Source organism: Achromobacter sp. ACM05, from assembly GCF_019218915.1.
In the GTDB taxonomy this organism is placed as follows: domain Bacteria; phylum Pseudomonadota; class Gammaproteobacteria; order Burkholderiales; family Burkholderiaceae_B; genus Achromobacter; species Achromobacter animicus.
The window spans coordinates 1,325,607-1,342,452 of record NZ_JAHUWQ010000002.1 but is presented as its reverse complement, the minus strand read 5'-3'; the positions used below and the strand labels follow the sequence as shown (position 1 = coordinate 1,342,452).

17 protein-coding genes are annotated in these 16,846 nt (G+C 65.6%); 5 read left to right on the top strand and 12 right to left on the bottom strand.

Going from position 1 to position 16,846, the window contains the following annotated elements:
- Positions 1 to 160: 160 nt before the first annotated feature.
- Genes KW836_RS17035 through KW836_RS17025 form a run of 3 tightly spaced genes read left to right on the top strand, consistent with a single transcriptional unit; the run spans position 161 to position 3,151 of the window.
- Positions 161 to 1,117, top strand: a complete 957-nt coding sequence (locus tag KW836_RS17035; RefSeq protein ID WP_218344139.1) for a glycosyltransferase family 9 protein — start codon at positions 161 to 163, stop codon at positions 1,115 to 1,117.
- Positions 1,077 to 2,249: a glycosyltransferase family 4 protein gene (locus tag KW836_RS17030; protein WP_255595824.1), complete on the top strand. Its 1,173-nt coding sequence runs from the start codon at positions 1,077 to 1,079 to the stop codon at positions 2,247 to 2,249. The genes KW836_RS17035 and KW836_RS17030 overlap by 41 nt, the downstream gene beginning before the upstream one ends.
- Positions 2,246 to 3,151, top strand: coding sequence for a carboxylesterase (locus KW836_RS17025; protein ID WP_218344138.1), 906 nt, complete (start codon positions 2,246 to 2,248; stop codon positions 3,149 to 3,151). Before KW836_RS17030 ends, KW836_RS17025 begins: the two co-directional genes overlap by 4 nt.
- On the opposite strand, the gene KW836_RS17020 is transcribed toward KW836_RS17025, so the two are convergent.
- The 4 genes from KW836_RS17020 to KW836_RS17005 form a co-directional block, all read right to left on the bottom strand.
- A complete protein-coding gene (locus KW836_RS17020; RefSeq protein WP_218344137.1) occupies positions 3,108 to 4,136 on the bottom strand; it encodes an alpha/beta fold hydrolase in 1,029 nt (342 codons plus the stop codon). The two genes, KW836_RS17025 and KW836_RS17020, sit on opposite strands and share 44 nt — an antisense overlap.
- A gap of 103 nt (positions 4,137 to 4,239) precedes the next feature.
- Positions 4,240 to 4,815: a tautomerase family protein gene (locus KW836_RS17015; RefSeq protein ID WP_218344136.1), complete on the bottom strand. Its 576-nt coding sequence runs from the start codon at positions 4,813 to 4,815 to the stop codon at positions 4,240 to 4,242.
- An 85-nt stretch (positions 4,816 to 4,900) separates the two neighbouring features.
- Complete coding sequence (locus tag KW836_RS17010) at positions 4,901 to 5,650, bottom strand: pirin family protein (protein ID WP_175121242.1); 750 nt, start codon at positions 5,648 to 5,650, stop codon at positions 4,901 to 4,903.
- Positions 5,651 to 5,670: 20 nt separating this feature from the next.
- Positions 5,671 to 5,886: a rubredoxin gene (locus KW836_RS17005; protein ID WP_175121243.1), complete on the bottom strand. Its 216-nt coding sequence runs from the start codon at positions 5,884 to 5,886 to the stop codon at positions 5,671 to 5,673.
- Between the two features lie 137 nt (positions 5,887 to 6,023).
- Between KW836_RS17005 and KW836_RS17000 the strand changes: the two genes are divergently transcribed.
- Positions 6,024 to 6,695, top strand: coding sequence for a GntR family transcriptional regulator (locus KW836_RS17000; protein ID WP_218344135.1), 672 nt, complete (start codon positions 6,024 to 6,026; stop codon positions 6,693 to 6,695).
- Between the two features lie 55 nt (positions 6,696 to 6,750).
- On the opposite strand, the gene KW836_RS16995 is transcribed toward KW836_RS17000, so the two are convergent.
- Together KW836_RS16995 and KW836_RS16990 are read right to left on the bottom strand one after the other, a co-directional pair.
- Positions 6,751 to 7,536, bottom strand: coding sequence for an SDR family NAD(P)-dependent oxidoreductase (locus tag KW836_RS16995; RefSeq protein WP_218344134.1), 786 nt, complete (start codon positions 7,534 to 7,536; stop codon positions 6,751 to 6,753).
- A 9-nt stretch (positions 7,537 to 7,545) separates the two neighbouring features.
- Positions 7,546 to 8,532 (bottom strand): tripartite tricarboxylate transporter substrate binding protein, encoded by a 987-nt coding sequence (locus KW836_RS16990; RefSeq protein WP_175121246.1) that lies wholly within the window; start codon positions 8,530 to 8,532, stop codon positions 7,546 to 7,548.
- Positions 8,533 to 8,675: 143 nt separating this feature from the next.
- Here KW836_RS16990 and KW836_RS16985 point away from each other — a divergent pair, with 143 nt between their 5' ends.
- Positions 8,676 to 9,800 (top strand): Bug family tripartite tricarboxylate transporter substrate binding protein, encoded by a 1,125-nt coding sequence (locus KW836_RS16985; protein ID WP_370633037.1) that lies wholly within the window; start codon positions 8,676 to 8,678, stop codon positions 9,798 to 9,800.
- A gap of 2 nt (positions 9,801 to 9,802) precedes the next feature.
- Here KW836_RS16985 and KW836_RS16980 read toward each other — a convergent pair whose 3' ends face one another.
- The 6 genes from KW836_RS16980 to KW836_RS16955 all read right to left on the bottom strand — a co-directional run bounded on the left by KW836_RS16980 (position 9,803) and on the right by KW836_RS16955 (position 16,846).
- Positions 9,803 to 11,023 carry an MFS transporter gene (locus tag KW836_RS16980; RefSeq protein ID WP_218344133.1) on the bottom strand — a complete coding sequence of 407 codons (1,221 nt, stop codon included), beginning with the start codon at positions 11,021 to 11,023 and terminating at the stop codon, positions 9,803 to 9,805.
- A 95-nt stretch (positions 11,024 to 11,118) separates the two neighbouring features.
- Entirely contained in the window at positions 11,119 to 11,910 is a 792-nt protein-coding gene (gene map / locus KW836_RS16975; RefSeq protein WP_056318211.1) for a type I methionyl aminopeptidase, read from the bottom strand.
- Positions 11,911 to 12,156: a ParD-like family protein gene (locus KW836_RS16970; protein ID WP_175121249.1), complete on the bottom strand. Its 246-nt coding sequence runs from the start codon at positions 12,154 to 12,156 to the stop codon at positions 11,911 to 11,913.
- A gap of 73 nt (positions 12,157 to 12,229) precedes the next feature.
- Positions 12,230 to 12,913, bottom strand: coding sequence for a DUF2894 domain-containing protein (locus KW836_RS16965; protein WP_218344132.1), 684 nt, complete (start codon positions 12,911 to 12,913; stop codon positions 12,230 to 12,232).
- Positions 12,903 to 13,553: an OmpA family protein gene (locus KW836_RS16960; protein ID WP_218344131.1), complete on the bottom strand. Its 651-nt coding sequence runs from the start codon at positions 13,551 to 13,553 to the stop codon at positions 12,903 to 12,905. Before KW836_RS16960 ends, KW836_RS16965 begins: the two co-directional genes overlap by 11 nt.
- On the bottom strand, positions 13,550 to 16,846 hold the full coding sequence (locus tag KW836_RS16955) for a DUF802 domain-containing protein (protein WP_218344130.1): 3,297 nt from the start codon (positions 16,844 to 16,846) through the stop codon (positions 13,550 to 13,552). Before KW836_RS16955 ends, KW836_RS16960 begins: the two co-directional genes overlap by 4 nt.

Below are 16,846 nucleotides of genomic sequence, written 5' to 3'. Positions count from 1 at the left end.
GCGGCTATCGCAATGCGCCGCGGACAACTTGTGAAGTTGTTCGAAGGGCAGTGCAAACTTCTTCACAATTGTTCAAAGGACGCCGGAATTATGCCGGCCACCTGCCGATACATTGCCCGCCAGCGGCCGACCGGCCGTGCAATCAGCAGGGAGGCCGCAGGTGTCGGAAATCGTTGTGTATGTCAGAAGCAAGCCGCAGCTTGGCGACCAGATCGTCGCCATGCCGACGCTGTATCAGCTCAAGACATGGTGGCCGTCGCGCCGCATCAAGGTGGTCGCGCGTGACGACGTGGGCAGCTTCTACCGCGCGTTGCCCTGGGTCGATGAGTTCGTGCGCGCGGCTACGTTCTTCGATTATTTGCGCAGTCTGAGAAAAGAAACGCGCCTGTCCGTCAGCCTGCATCACAGCAGCGAGCGCTTCGGCGTGGTCAACCTGCTGCGCCCGCCGTCGATCCGTTTGGGGTTCCGCAACGCCCGGATCAGCGACCTGGCCTGGACGCATTGCCACCGCAAGGACGTCACGGAATACATCGGCCAAGCCAATCTGCGCGTGCTGGCCGCATATCGGCCGTTCGACCTGCAAGGCGCGACGCGCGCGTGCTTCCAGATGCTCGCTCGTCCCCACGTGCACTCGGTGCTGGGCGCCGACGTGGTGATGATCCCCGGGGGCGGCGCGGGCGCTTTCAAGCGGTGGAGTCTTGCAAACTACGTGAGGCTGGCCGATAGGCTCAAGCCGCTGCTGGGCGCCGGCGCCCGCTTTCTGTTCGTGCTTGGGCAGCAGGAAAGCGCCGAGCGGGAAGCCCTGCAGGCGATGCAACGGCCCGACTTTTCCATTGCCTATTGCCGGCCCATTTCGGAATTGAGCGCCATCACGTTGCGCGCGCGCCTGGTGGTGGCCAATGACTGCGGTCCCTCGCATATCGCGCAGGGCGCTTGTGTGCCCTATGTCGGCATCTTCAACGAGGCGAATCCCGAGTGGTTCTGGCAACGGCCCGGGTCGGCGTTCGTCGTTCCACGGCACCCCCAGAGCGGCATCAATTCGATCACGACCGGTGAGGTGCTTCCCGCCTGCCTGGATGTACTGGATCATCATGCGCATTCTGCATACGCTCGCTGAGCGCAGCCTCGGCGGCCTGGAGTTCCGCACGCTGGAGCAGGCTAGCTGGCTGCACGACCGTGGCTACGAAGTCGCGATCGCCTCGCCCTCGAACAGTGCCGTCAGCCACGCCGCGCGCGAGCGCAAGCTGACGACCATAGACATCGATTTCAATCCCGCGTACTCGATTCGGACCGTCTTGGCGCTTCGCCGGGCCGTCCGATTCCTTCGCATTGAGGTCATCGACAGTCACAGCCGTGCCGACGCGAAGACCGCCGCGCTCTGCCGTGACCTGTGCGCCGTCGTCCGGACGCGTCACTTCGCCAAACCCATGCGTTCCTCCCTGCGTCGCCGGCTGGAATGGGCGATCGGGTGCGATCACGTCATCGCAACCAGCGAAGTCGGCAAACAGGAGCTGCTGGCGGCCCGGTTGGCCGCTGAAGACAGGATCAGCGTTGTCGGGGAGTGGGCCGGGGACCCGTTCTTTTCGCCCAATGACGCGCTCGATGCGAGCCTGCACATCCGTCGCGCCCTCGGGGTGCCCACGCCCAGAGCCGCATACGTCGTCGCCACCATCGGGATGCTGCGGCCAGAAAAAGGGCAGGCTGATCTGCTTCACGTCGTGCAACGCCTGCGCATCCGTGGGGTGCCGGCGGTGGCGCTCGTCGTAGGCATGGCGACCGCTCGCACTCAACCCTATGCCTATGGGCTTTACCGTCTGGCGATCGATCTTGGCATTTCGGACTATGTGGTGTTTGCCGGTCACCGCACCGATGTGCCTGACATGATCCGCGCGGCGGATGTCGTGCTGGTTCCATCCGCAACGGAAGCCTGGTCGCGTATCGTGCCCGAGTCGTTTGCCGCAGCCCGGCCTGTCGTTGCCAGCGATGTGGGCGGCTTGCCCGAGATCGTCGTGCCCGGCCAGACAGGCTGGCTGGCCGCGCCCGGTGATATAGCGGGCTATGCCGACTGCATCATGCAGATTCGAAACCGGCCCTGGCGTACCCACGCCATCGTCGCCAATGCGCGGGCGTTCGCGGATACGCACCTGCGCCTGGGCGAACAGATGCTACGCACGCTCGCGGCGTATCGACGCGCCATGGGCGCCAGCTTGCCCTCTGACGGCCACAAGTGCGAGGAGGCGTCTGCATGAATGTGGTCGACGCAATCTGCAAGGTGGCGGAAGGTAGGCCGGTGGGGTGCGCGCGGCCGGCCGATGGCCCGATCCCGGCGCGCGGTGCAACGCCGCAGCCTTTGGAACCCATGGCCGGCGAGCATCTGCTGGCGGGCCATGGCGGGCACGGACGCACGGGCATCCTTCTGATTCATCGGGTGGGCGGCCTGCCAAGCGAGCTGCACGAGCTGGCGCGCGGTCTGAATCGGTACGGCTACGCGGTGCTCGTGGTCAAGCTGGCGGGGCACTGCGGCTCTGTGCAGGATCTGGCCGGCGCAGGGTGGCTGGATTGGTTGGCCAGCGTGCGGCGTGGCGCGGATGTGCTGGCTTGCCAGGTTGACCGCGTGATCGTCGGCGGCGTGTCCACGGGGGCCGTGCTGGCGCTCGCCTTTGCGCAGGAACGTCCGTTCCACGTGGCCGGTGTCCTGGCGCTGTCGCCCGTGTTTCGTCATGACGGCCGGACGGTTCCGCAACGCGTGAGGGTGGCCTTACGGCTGCTGGCCGCGAGGGCACTGGGCATAGGCCGGCATCGGGCGCTTCAGCGCCGGGAGCGCGCGGCGGGCTTGCCGCGCCTCCCCTGGGGGTCGCTTGCCGAAATGCGCAAACTGGCGGCCTCGGTATCGCGCCGCCTGGACATGCTGCGCGCTCCCTGCCTTGTCATTCATGCGCGGCAGGATGACGTTGCGCCCGTATCGAACGCGTTCAAGATCGTGAAGAGGGCGTGCAACACGAATGTGCAGCTGCAGTTGCTCACAGATCGCCGTCACGTGGTCACGATGGGCCGCGGGTGCGGCGATGTGGTCTCGCGGGTGGCGGCGTTTGTCAGCAACACGTCCCTTAACCCTTCGCCGCCGGCAAAGCCTTCAGCAACGCTTCGTTGAACCGCTTCGGATCCTGTACCTGCGGGGAATGGCCAAGCTCCGGCCACGTGACGAGCTTTGCATTTGGAATGGCCTTGGCCGACTTCGGGCCCAGCTCAGGATAGTTGCCGAGCTGTTTTGCCACTTCGGGCGCCGCGGCGTCCTTGCCGGGGGCGGTGTTGTCCTTTTCCCCGATCAGCAGCGTGGTAGGCACGGCGATCTGACCGAACTCGTGCACGACGGGCTGCGTGTAGAGCATGTCGTAGGTCAGCGCCTGGTTCCACGCAACACGTTCGCGGCCTTCGCCTTGCAGCATGCCGGCGGCCATGAGGACCCACTTGTCGTAGTCGTCGCGCCATTGGCCGGCGTAGTAGGTGCCCAGCTGGTACTTCTTCATGCCCTCGAAGTTGGCCTTGAGCTCGCGCTGATACCAGTCGTCGATGCTGCGGTAGGGCACGCCTTTCTGTTTCCAGTCTTCGAGGCCGATGGGATTGACGAGCACCAGGGCGTCGGTTTGCGGGCCGTACATCAACGCGTAGCGTGCGGCGAGCATGCCGCCCATGGAGTGGCCGACAATGCTGGCGCGGTCGATTTTCAAATGATCGAGCAGGGCGTGGGTGTTGGCGGCCAGTTGATGAAACGAAAACTGGTAGGCCTGCGGCTTGTCGGATTTGCAGAAGCCGATCTGGTCGGGCACGACGACGCGGTATCCCGCCTGGCTCAGGGCGGCGATGCTGGCGTCCCAGGTGGCGCCGCAGAAGTTCTTGCCGTGCATGAGCACGACGGTCTTGCCGTTGGGCTTGGCGGCGGCCACGTCCATGTAGGCCATCGACAGCTTCTGGCCTTGCGTGTCCAGCGCCAGCCGCTTGACCTCGTGCGGATACTCAAAGCGCTCCAGGTTGGGGCCGTAGTCCGGCACCTTGGGGGCGTCGGCCGCGATGGCGCTGCCGGCAAGCGCCACGCCCGCGCAGAGTGCGCTCAGCCGGAGATGTTGGGATCGTGTCATTCATGTGACTCCTGTTATGACGCCGGCCCGCTGCCGGCGCTGTACAACAGGGACAGCAAAAATGGGGCCTGGGTTCCGCAGGCGGTGAACTCGAAGGCCATCGTCATTCTCCCTGCGTCGCGGAGGTGGCGGACAGTGCCGGCAACAGGCCGCCGGTGCCTGGCGGGTAATGCGACGCTGCATATTGTCTGGCCTTGGCCTGGAAGTAGGCTTCGACCCACTTGAAACGCTCGCCGTCCTTGGCAAGCCCGACGGTGTTTGCAATGGCGGCGAGGCTGATGGTGTGCCCGCCCGCGCCCCAATTGCCTTCCGACACTTCCTCGATGATGACCAATGCGCCGCTGCCGTCTTCGCGCGTGGCGCCCAGGCTTTCCATCATGGCTGCGTGTACCGACGCGTGGACCTCGGACTTGTGCTGCTGGCTCATGTAGCCTTCAGGAATGCTGACGCGGGCGAGCAGACGGCTGTGGGTGCGGATGGGCGTGTCGTCGATCTTACCGCCAACCCACCAGTCTTCGGCGGGCACTTCGGTGAACAGCACCGACGCGAAGGCCAAGCCGCCCGGGGTGCGGGCGCCGCCTTCCATTGTCAACAGCACTTCCGTCAGCCGCTTGCCCATTTCGTTCCTGCTGGCGGGGTCGAGCATCCCCTTTGCGTAATACAGCTGAATCACTGGCATGACATTCTCCTCGCATCCCCCAGACGGGGGGCAAGCGGCGTGTGAATACAAGCGCCGCTTGCAACGCAGGTTGATCTGGACGGCGTTACTGGATGGTTTCAATGATGAGGAGATCGGCGCCTTCACCGTCCGTCTGAATCGTGATGGGGCGATCGCCCCACACGCCTCGGCTATCGCGGCGCGCCAGCGTGATGTCATCGACGCTGGCCTCTCCGTCCAGCATGAACACATACACGCCATGACGATTTGATTTGGGCGTGTATTGCAGGTGCATTGCCTGGTCGGCCACCAACCTTGAAACCGATACGTCCTGGCTGATTCGCAAGGCGCCGTCGGCGTTGCCCACCAGTTGCGTAAGCTGATTGCGGCGCGTGCTCGCATCGAAGTGGCTGCGCGTATAGGAAGGCGGCGTCAGCAGGCGGTCGGGCAAGAGCCACAGATACAGCACTTGCATATCGGTGCTGGCCAGATTCAATTCGGAATGCTTGCCGCCGGAGCCGGCAGAGAAGGCGTAGAAGTCGTTCGGTCCAAGTTGATCGATGTTGCCTACCGTGTTCACGTGCGTCAGCGTGCCCGCCAGAACGAACGCGCAAATGATGAAGTCATGGTGGCGGTGCATGTTGTAGCCGCTACCGGTGCCACTGAATACTTCCTCGCCAAAAACGCGGATCCGGCCGAATCCGGGAATGCCGCTTTGGTAAGCGCCAAAGTTGAAGCTGGAATGGCGGGTCACCATGCCTTCGGGGTGGCCCGCGATATAGCTGGACGCTTCGCCCGTCGACAGAAATTTTTCAAAGCCGCGGTCGTGCGCGCGCAGCACAAAGTCTTTGTTCATGATGAGTTCTCGGCAGGCGTTCAGACGAGGGCGTGCGCGGCGGCTTCGGCGCTGGCGTACGGAAGTTCGACCATTTCGAACCGGCTCTTTGGGGTGCCGCAGTCGGGGCAGACCCAATCGTGGGGAATGTCGGCCCATCGGGTTCCTGGCGCAATGCCGTGTTCGGGCAGCCCCAGGGCTTCGTCGTACAGAAAGCCACAGCCAAGGCAGACGTGGCGCTTCAAAGGTTCATCCATAGATGTCTCCATTGGGCCAATTCGCCTCGGCCCGGGGCGGGCGCATCAGGTAGCGCGTGACGCATTTATATAGCGCGTCACGCGCTACTGCAAGGGATTTGATATAGTGACGGTTCGTTTTTTTCCAGGGGATCTCGATGGAAAGCGTCACCAATTTGCGGGAAATGGTGCTGGCGCAACTGCGCTCCCGCATCGTGTCGGGCGAAGCGGCACCGGGCACCATTTATTCCGTGCCGGCAGTGGCGACCGAGATGGGCATGTCCACGACCCCGGTGCGCGAGGCGTTGCTGGAGCTGAGCCGTACGGGCCTGGTCGCGCCGCTGCGCAATCGGGGGTTCCGTGTGGAAGCAGCTACGCCCAAGGACCTGGAGAACCATTTTGACGTGCGCATCATGCTCGAATCGGGGGCGCTCGTCGCAGTTGCGCGGGCGGGTCTCACCGACGCGGCGCCGCTGATTGAGCTGGCCGATGCGGTTGCCGCCGCCGTCAAGGCAGGCAATGTCGCCGATTACATCGAAACGGACCGCCGGTTCCATGAAGCGTTGGTGTCGCGCGCGAACAATCCGCTGCTGACACGAATGATCATGGACCTGAGAGCCGACATGCGCCTGTATGGAATCAATTCGCCGGAGGGTCTGGAGCGGCAGCGCGCGTCCGTGTCGGAGCACTACGAAATGATCGAGTTGGCGCAAACGCGGCAGACCGAGGCAATTGCCGCGTTGATCACCCGGCATATCGAATCCTGGAAGCCGCTGCTGACGGCCGCGCTGCAGGACGTGTCGGCGGGGAGTGCGAGGGCCCGAGCCTGATCAGCGCCCGGCGCCCCGTGCACGGCGGTTGGCGGAATGCCTTCCCGCCGCCGCCTCACGTCGCATAGAGATTCGTCAACGATGCCTTGACGAAACCCCCATCCACCACGAGATCCTGGCCATTCACATACGACGACGCATCGCTGGCAAGAAACGCGACCGCGCCGCCAATGTCCGCCGGCCGCCCGATCCGCCGAGCAGGAATGCTTGCAATGCGCTTGTGCAGCACACCTTCATTTCGATAGTGCGGTTCGGACAGTGGCGTGCGTATCATGCCGGGGCTGATGGAATTCGCGCGTATGCCCAGCGGTCCCCACTCCACGGCCATCTGGCGCGTCAGCGCCTGCAACGCCGCCTTGGTCGTGCCGTAAGCGCCGAGCCGGGTTGGCTTCTGGGCGGAGATCGATGACACATTGATGATGCTGCCGCCCTGTTGGTCCCGCATCAACGGAAACACGGCCTGCGCGCACAGCAACGCGCCGCGCAGATTGACGCGGAAGATGCGGTCCCACAGCTCAAGCGGCAGCGCCTCCAGTCCCACCGGCGGCGCGCTGACGGCGGCGTTGTTGACCAGTATGTCGCACCGCCCGAATCGGGTTCGCACCTGATTGGCCATCTCGGCAACCGAATCGGAATCGGAGATATCACAACGCACGTTCAGGCGGCCATCGGCATCCGAGCCGGCAGTGCATGCGTTGACATCCACCTGGACGACGGCGGCGCCCATCGCATGCAGGTGCTCGCAAATGGCAAGACCGATTCCGCCGGCCGCGCCGGTTACCACCGCCACGCGGCCCTGCAAGGCATCGGAGGAGAAAGGAAGTTTGAAAGGTGTGTCCATGCGCGCGACCTATTTGTTCTTCAGGTCGGCCACTTTCGCCAACCCTTGCCAGATGACGGCGTCGCGTTTGATGGATGCTGCGAATTCCTTTGCAGACATGTCCGCCGGCACGATCATGTTCTGGCCTTCGATTTTTTCCCGCACGTCCGGCGTGTGCTGCGCGCGATAGATCTCGGCGTTGAGCTTGTCGATGATCTCGGCCGGCGTGCCGGCGGGGGCGAAGACGCCGTACCAGCCGTCCGCCTCAAATCTGTAGCCTTGTTCCCCCAGCGTCGGGACGTCCATCGACGCGGGCCAGCGCCTTGATCCGGTCTGGCCCAGGGCGACCAGCTTGCCGCTGCGCATGTGGGGAATGGGCGAGGCGATGTCCATGAAGCCGACGCTGATGTTGTTGGCGATCAGGTCGGTGCTCTCGGTTACCAACTGCTTGTAGGGCACGTGCGGCATGTCCAGGCCGTAGTGCGCCTTGATGCCTTCCATGGCCAGGTTGCCGGACGAGCCGGTGCCCCACGAACCATAGGCGAGTTTGCCAGGATTGGCCTTGGCGTACGCGACCATGTCGGCCAGGTTCTTGAAGCCGGTGGTCGGATTGGCGACCAGCAGGATTCCGGCGGCCCCGACCTGGGCGATAGGGAGCAGGTCTTTTTCCGGATCGTACGGCAGCGAGGGAAGCACGACTGGATTGAGCAGGATGGCGGAGGAGGGGGCGAACAGCAGGGTGTAGCCGTCTGGCGCCGCCTTTGCCACCGTGTCGCACGCAATCATGCCGTTAGCGCCGGGCTTGGCTTCCACGACCACCGGCTGGTTCAGCGCCTTGGCAAGCGGCGCGGCGATCAGGCGCGCGAAGATGTCGCCGCCCGCGCCGGACGAGCCGGCGACGACAAGGCGGACGGGGCGCTCCGGCCACCCGCCTTGGGCGGCAAAAGCGTTCACACCCAGGCCCATCAGCATGCCGCCGAGCAGGATGGCGCGTCGTGTGGGTAAAGGATGGGTCATTGCAGCGTCTCCATAATTTTTGATTTATTGGAGCTTTCAAATTCTAGGTAGCCGTACCGGATTGGCTATAGCTGAAACCGCAGTTCAGAACTGCGCGAAACGAAGAAGTCGCGGCCACCGTTGTCGGCAACGGCGATGACGCAGTGCTGCGTTTTCTGCAGGAGAGTTCTTCGGGATGGTGGCTGAATCAACGGATGGGTGCTCTATACACTTTTTGTGGGTCAACATATGAAGAGCCAGCCATGCCTTTCACCCTTCGCCGCCGGTCGCCGCTTCGCTTGCCGTTTGTTCAGACGTTTCGTCTGTCGATCCGCCCGCCATATCGATTGCTGTTGGGTAGCGCGGTGCTGACGGCACTATGTTCGTTTTCCGCCACGGCGCAAACAGACTATCCGACGAAACCGGTGCGGCTCGTGGTGCCGTATCCGCCGGGCGCGGCTACCGACGCGATCTCGCGCGCGTTTGCCCAGCAGTTGGGAACGATCATGGGGCAGCCCGTGGTCGTCGAAAACCGGCCTGGCGCGGGTTCGGCGATCGGCATCACGGCGGTGAAAGGCCGGCCGGCCGACGGGTACACGCTGTTGGTCCATGCCGAAGGGTTCTACAGCGCGAAATTGACGACGCCGGGCGCGGGCTACGCGTTTTCGGATTTCGAGATTCTTGCGCCGTTAGGTCAGAGCAGTTACGCCTTCATCGTGCCAGCCGACAGGGGCTGGAATCGTCTCGAGGACCTGAAGGGGGCAAAGCGCGAATTGGATATCGGCATCGCCGACCTGGGCGTGGGCACTTATTCCACGCTGGCCGCGCGACTGGCATCAGGCCTTCAGACGCAGTACCGTCCCATTCCCTTCAAAGGCGGCGCGGAAGGCCTGACGGCGATCCTGGGCGGGCAGATCGACGGCTACTTCACCACGATTGGCACGACGCAGAACGTCAAGGACAATCCTCACGTCAAGGTGTTGGCGTATACCGGGCGGCCAGGAAGCACCTCGCATCTGCCCAGCGTGAAGACGTTCGCAGAACTCGGCGTGCCGGACATGGTATTTCACAGCAGCTACAGCGTGGCAGTGCGGACGGGCATTCCTGAACCGGTGAGAGACAGGCTGGCAGGATTCGTCAGGCAGGCGGTTGCGTCTGAAGAAATGAATAAGGCGCGCCGCGATCTGTACCTGGACGAATACAGCGGGAGTCTGGACGAGTACAAGCAAGAGCTTCTGGGCCTGGCTGCGGAATTCGAAGCCAGCGCGCGGGCCCGCAAGGCGGAATGATTTCAGGAGGCCACGGCTTCCGGTTGCTGGCGCAAGCGCAGTACCGGCGATGTGAACAGCACGGCGAACTGGATGAAAAACCCCAGGGTCGACACCCAAAGACACGCCTCTACCCCAAAACGCGCCGCCAGCGTCGCGCCGATCAACGCGCCGATGGGCCGCGCGCCGAAGTTGGCGGTCACGATGACGGATGACACGCGGCCCAGCAGGGCGTTGGGCGTCACCGATTGACGCAGCGTGGTGGTGGTGATGGTCCACAGGATCGGCCCGGCGCCGAATAGAAAGAACCCCACCGCCGCCCATGCCCCTGACGGATACACCAGCGTCGACAAGAGGATGAAGCTGGCCAGTAACGCCGACAGCGGGCCCGCGCCAATCATCGCGCCGAACGGCAGGCGGCGGGCGAGCCGCGGGGCGGCCAGTGCGCCGGCCAGCATGCCCGCGCCGTAGACCCCCAGCGTAATCCCCACGCCCGCAGCCGACAGGCCGAGGCGGTCGACGGCGTAGGCGACGTAGATCGCCAGCAGGACAAACCAGGCGGTATTGAAAAAGAGGGCGGTCAGGAGGACCGGACGCAGCAGGGGATGGGTGGCGACGAAGGCCGCGCCTTCGCGCAATTCGGTGAGGGGATGACGGCGTTGGGCCGTCTTCGGCGCGTCTTGCGGCAGGCCTGCCAGGAAGACGGCGGCCAGCAGCGACAGTGTGGTCGCGAGCACATAGGCGGTGGAGGCGCCCATCCACCCCACTAGCGCGCCGCCCGCCGCGGGGCCGGCCGAAAACGCGGCGCTGCGCGCCAGTTCCAGCCAGCGGTTGGCATTGGAGAGTTCACCAGGCGGAACCAGCTTGGGCACCAACGCAGGCGCCGCCACGTTGTAGGCGACGGTGCCCACCGCCCCGGCGAAGCCCAGCGCGGCGAGCCATTGCAGGCTGAGGCCACCCGACCACAACAGCGCCAGCAGCACGATCAGGCTTGCCGCGCGCACGGTCTCGGCGGCGGTCATCAGCGAGCGGCGCGACATCCGGTCGGCCAGCACGCCGGCGGGCAGGGACAGCAATAGGAACGGCAGCGTCTGCGCGGTTTGCAGGTAGCCGGTCTGCGCGGCGGTGGCGCCCAAGGCCAGCACGGCATACAGCGGCGCGGCGGCGAGCGCGATCTGCTCGGAGAACTGTGCGGCCAGGTTCGACGCCGCGAGGCGGCGGAAAGCGGAGGGCAGGGCGGGCATGAACGGGGCGGCGGGCGCCGCAGAAACGGCAAGGGCACGATGATGATCGTACCCTTGCGGCCCTGCACTCCGGTCCTTGCTGGGACGCGCCCCGATCAGGGAATCGGGGGATAGTCGCCGAAGCCGTCAGGCCAGGTGGTCAGCACGTCGTAGCCGGTCTCGGTAACGACGACCATGTGCTCCCATTGCGCGGACAGCGAGCGGTCCTTGGTGACGACCGTCCAGCCGTCGGGGAGTTGCTTGGTCTGCGGCTTGCCGGCGTTGATCATGGGCTCGATCGTGAACATCATGCCGGGCTGCAGCACCAGGCCTTCGCCGGGGCGGCCGTAGTGCAGCACTTGCGGGTCGTCGTGATAGATCTGGCCGATGCCGTGGCCGCAGTATTCGCGCACGATGCTGAAGTGCTCGCGATGGGCGACGGTCTGGATGGCGTGGCCGATGTCGCCCAGCGTGGCGCCGGGCTTGACGGCCATGATGCCGGCGCGCATGGCTTCGTACGTGGTGTTGACCAGGCGGCGCGCAAGCGGACTGGGCTGGCCGACGTAGTACATGCGGCTGGTGTCGCCAAACCAGCCGTCCTTGATGACGGCCACGTCGATGTTCAGGATGTCGCCGTTCTTGAGCACTTTGGCCGACGGGATGCCGTGGCAGATGACGTGGTTGACCGACGCGCAGATGGTCTTGGGAAAGCCGTGGTAGCCGACGTTGGCGGGCGTGGCTTTCAGCACGTTGACGATGTAGTCGTGACAGACGCGGTCGAGCTCATCGGTGGTGACGCCGGGACGGACGTGTTCGCCGATCATGTGCAGCACTTCGGCCGCCATGGCGCCCGCCTTGCGGGCCATTTCGATGTCGGCGGCCGATTTGATGGAAACCTTCTTGGCCATTTATGCGGCCTCCTGCTGTAAGGGTTGCGGCAACCCTTGCGAGAGGGAGGCGATGGTGAAGCCTTCTGCCTGATCGATGCGGATCAGCAGTTGGCAGATGTCGGCGTGGCGCAGTTCGGGATAGAGCTCGGACAGCATGCCGATGCGCATCCAGTGTTCGGCCTGGGAATTGATCGAGCGGCTGAGAGCGCCGCTGGCGACGCGCAGGTTCTCATGCATCTGCTCGGAAATCTTGACGATACCCATAGTGGATGTTCCGTATATGTTTTGTATATGGAACGTATCGTACTGCGGCAAGAGGCCGCGTGCAAATCGGCCCTCAGGCTTCCTTGCTTTCCTTACTTTCCTTGCGCGGCTTGGCGCGCGTGGACTTTTTGGCAGCGCCCGCGCGCGGCGCATCCTTCGGTGCGGGGGCGGCCGCGGCAGTCATCTGTTCCATCCACATCAGCGCGTCGGTGTACGACAGGAACTGCTGCAGGTAACCGGGCGACATTTCGCGCATCAGGGTCAGCGCGCGGTGCACGAGCTGGTTCGAGTTGAGCGGGCCGGCGTTCTTGTGGACCCGTTCCTGCGATTGGCGGACCTGGCGGTCGGCGCTGAAGCGGGACCAGAGCGCGCGGAATTCATCGAGCAGCGGCAGCTCGGGGTAGGCGGCGCGCAGGCCTAGCGGGTCGCGGATATCGTCGGAGCCAAGATAGGCGATCAACTCGGCCAGCGGTCCGCCCGACACGGCGTCTTGCGGCGTCTCTGCATCAGCCTCAGCGCCTGCATCCGCAGCCGCATCCTCCGCACCGATCAACTCCCCCTCATACGCCGCGATCAGACCCGCCAGCCGCTCGTCCAGCCGCTGACGCACCGCGCCGTCGTACGCGGCCGCCCGGCGGTCCAGCGCGTCGATCAGGTGAAAGCGCAGCGGGTTGACGCGATCCGCGCCGTTGGCGCGCCAGGCGTCCAGCACCGCACGTGCGTTCAGGTTTTCAGCGCGGCTGCCGTCACTGCTCACCGGGCTTACCCGCGTCGTTGGACGGTTTGGGGATGGGCGTGATTTCCACGCGGCGGTTCTTGGCGCGGCCTTCCTCGTCGGCGTTCGACGCCACGGGTTGCTCGGCGCCAAACGCCGCGGCAAACACCGTTGACGACGGCACGCCTTCGTCGATCAGGGCGCGCGTCACCGTGAGTGCGCGCTGGGCGGAAAGGTCCCAGTTGTCCGCGAAGCGGCGGTTGCCTTCGCGTACCTGCTGGTCGTCGGTAAACCCGCTGACCATCAGGATTTCGTTGTGGGTCTTCAGGTAGGCGGACAGCGGCTCGATCAGGGTTTTCAGGATCTCGCGGCCCTCGGGCTGGAGCTGGTCGGAGTTCAGCGCGAACAGCACGCTGCCGCTGATGCCGATGCGGCCGTTGATGAGCGTCACGCGGCCGGCGGCCAGGGGGCCCGCCAGCGCCTGCTCCAGGGTTTCGCGGCGATGGGTTTCTTCCTGGCGCTGCTTGACCTCTTCTTCCAGCTGCGTCGACAGCTGCAACTGCACCGCGACGACGCTGACCAGGATGAGGACAAAGGCGCCCAGCAGCACGGACATCAGGTCGCCGAAGACGGCCCAGGCGGGCGCCGTTGCCTCCACGCCGCCGTCGATATCCTCGCTCATGCTGTTTCCGCCCCGGCGGTGGCGCGCTGGGCGGCCAGCTGCTGCAGGTTCTCGATGATCTGCTTCTGCGACATCAGGCTCAGGTCGACGACCTCACGGGCCTGCGCCACGTAGTAGGAAAGCTGCTCGTCGCCGCGCGCGATGGACTTGTCCAGCGCGGCTTCGATGCGTTGCAGATGCGCCGTAAGCTTGTCGTTCGATTCGCCGAACGCCTGCACTGCCGCGCCAAAGGATTCGCCCAGGCTGGCGACTTCGACGGCGCTGCTGGTGACCAGCGACGCCACGTCTGACAGCTTGCCGGTTTCGGATTCGACCTGCGCGGTGAACTGCGCGCCCACGCGTTCCAGCATGTCGGCCGACGAGGCGACCAGCCCGTCCACGGCGGTGCGCTGCTCGGCGGCGGTATGGTTGACGGCGTCCAGCAGCGTGCTCAGCGTTTCAAGCAGGCGGTTGCGCTCCTGCAGCATGTCGTTGTCGCGCACCATGCTGTCAGACAGCTTCTGGCGCAGTTCGCCGATGACCTCGGCGGCGGCGCGGGGCGCTTCAGAAGCCGCTTGAACCAGACGGCCGATCTCGGCGATGGTTTCACTGGCGTGGGCCTGCGTCTGGGCAGTGATGTCCTGCGCGGTCAGGCTCAGCGTGTCGCAGATTTCCTGCTGCAAACCGGCAGCTTGCGCGCCGGCCTGCTGCCATTCGGTGCGCAGCGCGTCGGCCATGGCCGCCAGCTTGCCGGTCCAGGCGGCAAGGCGTTCCTCGTCGTTGGCCGCCAGCGCCGTTTGCAGGGCAGTGTGCGATTGTTCCAGCGTCTGAAGCAGCTCGGCGGCTTGGGTGCCGAAGGCGGCGGACGCGGTTTCCAGCGCCTGGCGATTGTCGCGGGCAAGTTGTTGGCCGGTTTCTTCCTGGCGCGCCTGCGCATCGGTCCAGGCCTGCGTGACGCCGCCGGCTGCCGTTTCCAGGCGCGTCGACACGCTTTCCAGCAGGGCGGCCTGCTGCTGCGTCTGGGCAGTGATGTCGCGGGCGGTCTGAGCGAGCGCGTCGATGATTTCGAGCTGGCGCAGGGCGGCCTGGGTGCCGGCCTGTTCCCATTCCTCGCCCAGCTTGGCGGCCATTGCCGTCAGCGAACCGGTCCAGGCGGCCAGACGTTCCTCGTCGCGCGAGGCCAGCGCGGTTTGCAGGTCGGCGTGCGATTGATCCAGCGTGCGCAGCAACGCGTCGGCATGCTGGCCAAAGGTGGCCGCGGCGGTTTCCAGCGCGCGCTGGTTGTCGGCGGCCAGTTGTTTGCCCAGGTCTTCCTGCCGCGTTTGCGCGTCGCGCCAGGCTTGCGTGACGCTGCCTGCCGCGGTTTCCAGGCGAGAGGACACGTCCTGCAGCAAGCGGGCCTGCGCCTCGGTCTGGCCGGTGATGCCGCGCGCGGTCTCGGCCAGTGCGTCGTTGATTTCCTGCTGACGGGCCACGGTGTTCGCGCCGGCCTGTTCCCATTGCTGGCCCAGCTTGGCGGTCATGGCGCCCAGCGTATTGCTCCAGACGGCGAGGCGGTCTTCGTCGCGGGCGGCCAAGGCGGCCTGAAGTTCGGTGTGCGATTGGTCCAGCGTGCGCAGCAGCGAGGCGGCGTGCTGTTCGAAGGCCGCCGTGGCGGCTTCGAGCGCCGCCTGGTTGCCCGCGGCCAGCTTGCTGCTGGATTCTTCCTGGCGGGCGAGGGCGCGGGTCCATTGGTCCGACACGCCGATGGCGGCGGCCTCCATGCGCGCCGACACGCCTTCCATCAGCGCAGCTTGCGCCGCGGCCTGTTCGGCCACGTCGCGCACGGTCTGCGCCAAGGTGTCGTTGATTTCCTGCTGGCGGGCGGCGGCTTGCGCGCCAGACTGCTCCCATTCCTGGCGCAGCGTGGCGCCCATCGCGCCCAGCGTTTCGGTCCAGGCGGCCAGGCGCTGCTGATCGCGCGAGGCCAGATCCGTTTGCAGCGCGGCGTGCGAGGCGTTCAGGGTGCGCAGCAGCGATGCGGAATGCTGTTCGAAGCTGGCGGCCGCGGCGGTGAGCGCCTGCAGGTTGTCGCCCGCCAGCTTCTCGCCGGCTTGCTGCTGGCGCGACAGCGCGTCGGTCCAGGCTTGCGACATGTTGCCGGACGACGCTTCCAGGCGCGCCGACACGCTGTCCAGCAGGTTGGCCGATCGTTGCTCGAAGGTCTGAGCGAAGCGATCGAGCGAGGCGCGCAGGTCTTCGGCCATGGCCTCGCTGGCGCGCTGCTGGCCGGCCACAGCCTGGCTCCAGATGCCGGCAACGTCGGTCGTCGCGGCTTGCAGGCCGGCGGTCAGGCCTTCCAGTTGCTGGCGCACGGCCTGCGAGACCGTGTCCTGCAGCGTGGCGGTTTCTCGCGACAGGCTGTCCATGGTCGCTTGCACGACGGGCTGCAGCGCTTCGCCGGCGGAGCGCGCGCTTTGCGCCACGCTGTCCTTCATGGACTGTTCCATCACGGATGCGAGGCGGGCGTAGGCGGCTTCGGCCTTGCCCTGGAAGGCGGTCTGGCTGGCGATCTGGCGTTCGTTCAGCGCCTGATTCTGCTGTTCCATGCTCTTCATCATGGATTCCAGCTGGCCGACGATCGCGGGCATCGCGTCGGCCTGACGTTGCATGACTTCAGCCTGGCGCTGGAGCAGCTTGAAGGATTCTTCGCGCTGGTAGCTTTGCGAATACACACGCAGCGTGGTCGCGGCCTGGGTGTCCAGGAGTTGCGCCGCGTGGACGCGGTCGCGGCGGCACAGTGCGGCCAGGAGGCCCAGCATGGCGGATGCGGCGACGCCAGCGATCGAGGTGCCGAACGCAAAGCCCAGGCCCTTGACGGGTGCGGCCAGCGACGCGCGGATCGCGGCCAGATCGGTGGAGCTTTCAAGCGCAAGGCCAGTGCCGCGCAGCGTGACGACCATGCCGAGGAAGGTGCCCAGCATGCCCAGCAGAACCAGCAGGCCGACGAGGTAGGGCGCCAGCGTCGGGCCGGGCAGGCCCACGCGCTCGCCTTCGATACGCAGGCGCGCCGCGTTGCGCAGGCCGGCCGGCACCTTGTCCAGCCAGGCGCCCAGGCTGCCGGGCGCTTCCTTGATGTCCGTCACGGCGCGTGACAGGGCGGTCGTTGCCTGCTGGTAGCGCAGCAGCTCGAGCGCGCCGGCCAGGTAACAGACGCCGATCAGCAGCGTCACGGCCAGCGCCAGCGGGTTCGTTCCCGCGTAACCAGCGCCGATCCAGCCCACAACGGCCAGTCCGGCCAGGAAAACCACGATATTGATCAGAGTCTTGGACAT

Bases quoted from the DNA above. Each gene is read 5' to 3' on its own strand.
- KW836_RS17030 (WP_255595824.1), top strand. From the start codon at position 1,077: ATGTACTGGATCATCATGCGCATTCTGCATACGCTCGCTGAGCGCAGC.
- KW836_RS17025 (WP_218344138.1), top strand. From the start codon at position 2,246: ATGAATGTGGTCGACGCAATCTGCAAGGTGGCGGAAGGTAGGCCGGTG.
- KW836_RS17020 (WP_218344137.1), bottom strand. From the start codon at position 4,136: ATGACACGATCCCAACATCTCCGGCTGAGCGCACTCTGCGCGGGCGTG.
- KW836_RS17015 (WP_218344136.1), bottom strand. From the start codon at position 4,815: ATGCCAGTGATTCAGCTGTATTACGCAAAGGGGATGCTCGACCCCGCC.
- KW836_RS17010 (WP_175121242.1), bottom strand. From the start codon at position 5,650: ATGAACAAAGACTTTGTGCTGCGCGCGCACGACCGCGGCTTTGAAAAA.
- KW836_RS17005 (WP_175121243.1), bottom strand. From the start codon at position 5,886: ATGGATGAACCTTTGAAGCGCCACGTCTGCCTTGGCTGTGGCTTTCTG.
- KW836_RS17000 (WP_218344135.1), top strand. From the start codon at position 6,024: ATGGAAAGCGTCACCAATTTGCGGGAAATGGTGCTGGCGCAACTGCGC.
- KW836_RS16995 (WP_218344134.1), bottom strand. From the start codon at position 7,536: ATGGACACACCTTTCAAACTTCCTTTCTCCTCCGATGCCTTGCAGGGC.
- KW836_RS16990 (WP_175121246.1), bottom strand. From the start codon at position 8,532: ATGACCCATCCTTTACCCACACGACGCGCCATCCTGCTCGGCGGCATG.
- KW836_RS16980 (WP_218344133.1), bottom strand. From the start codon at position 11,023: ATGCCCGCCCTGCCCTCCGCTTTCCGCCGCCTCGCGGCGTCGAACCTG.
- map (WP_056318211.1), bottom strand. From the start codon at position 11,910: ATGGCCAAGAAGGTTTCCATCAAATCGGCCGCCGACATCGAAATGGCC.
- KW836_RS16970 (WP_175121249.1), bottom strand. From the start codon at position 12,156: ATGGGTATCGTCAAGATTTCCGAGCAGATGCATGAGAACCTGCGCGTC.
- KW836_RS16960 (WP_218344131.1), bottom strand. From the start codon at position 13,553: ATGAGCGAGGATATCGACGGCGGCGTGGAGGCAACGGCGCCCGCCTGG.
- KW836_RS16955 (WP_218344130.1), bottom strand. From the start codon at position 16,846: ATGTCCAAGACTCTGATCAATATCGTGGTTTTCCTGGCCGGACTGGCC.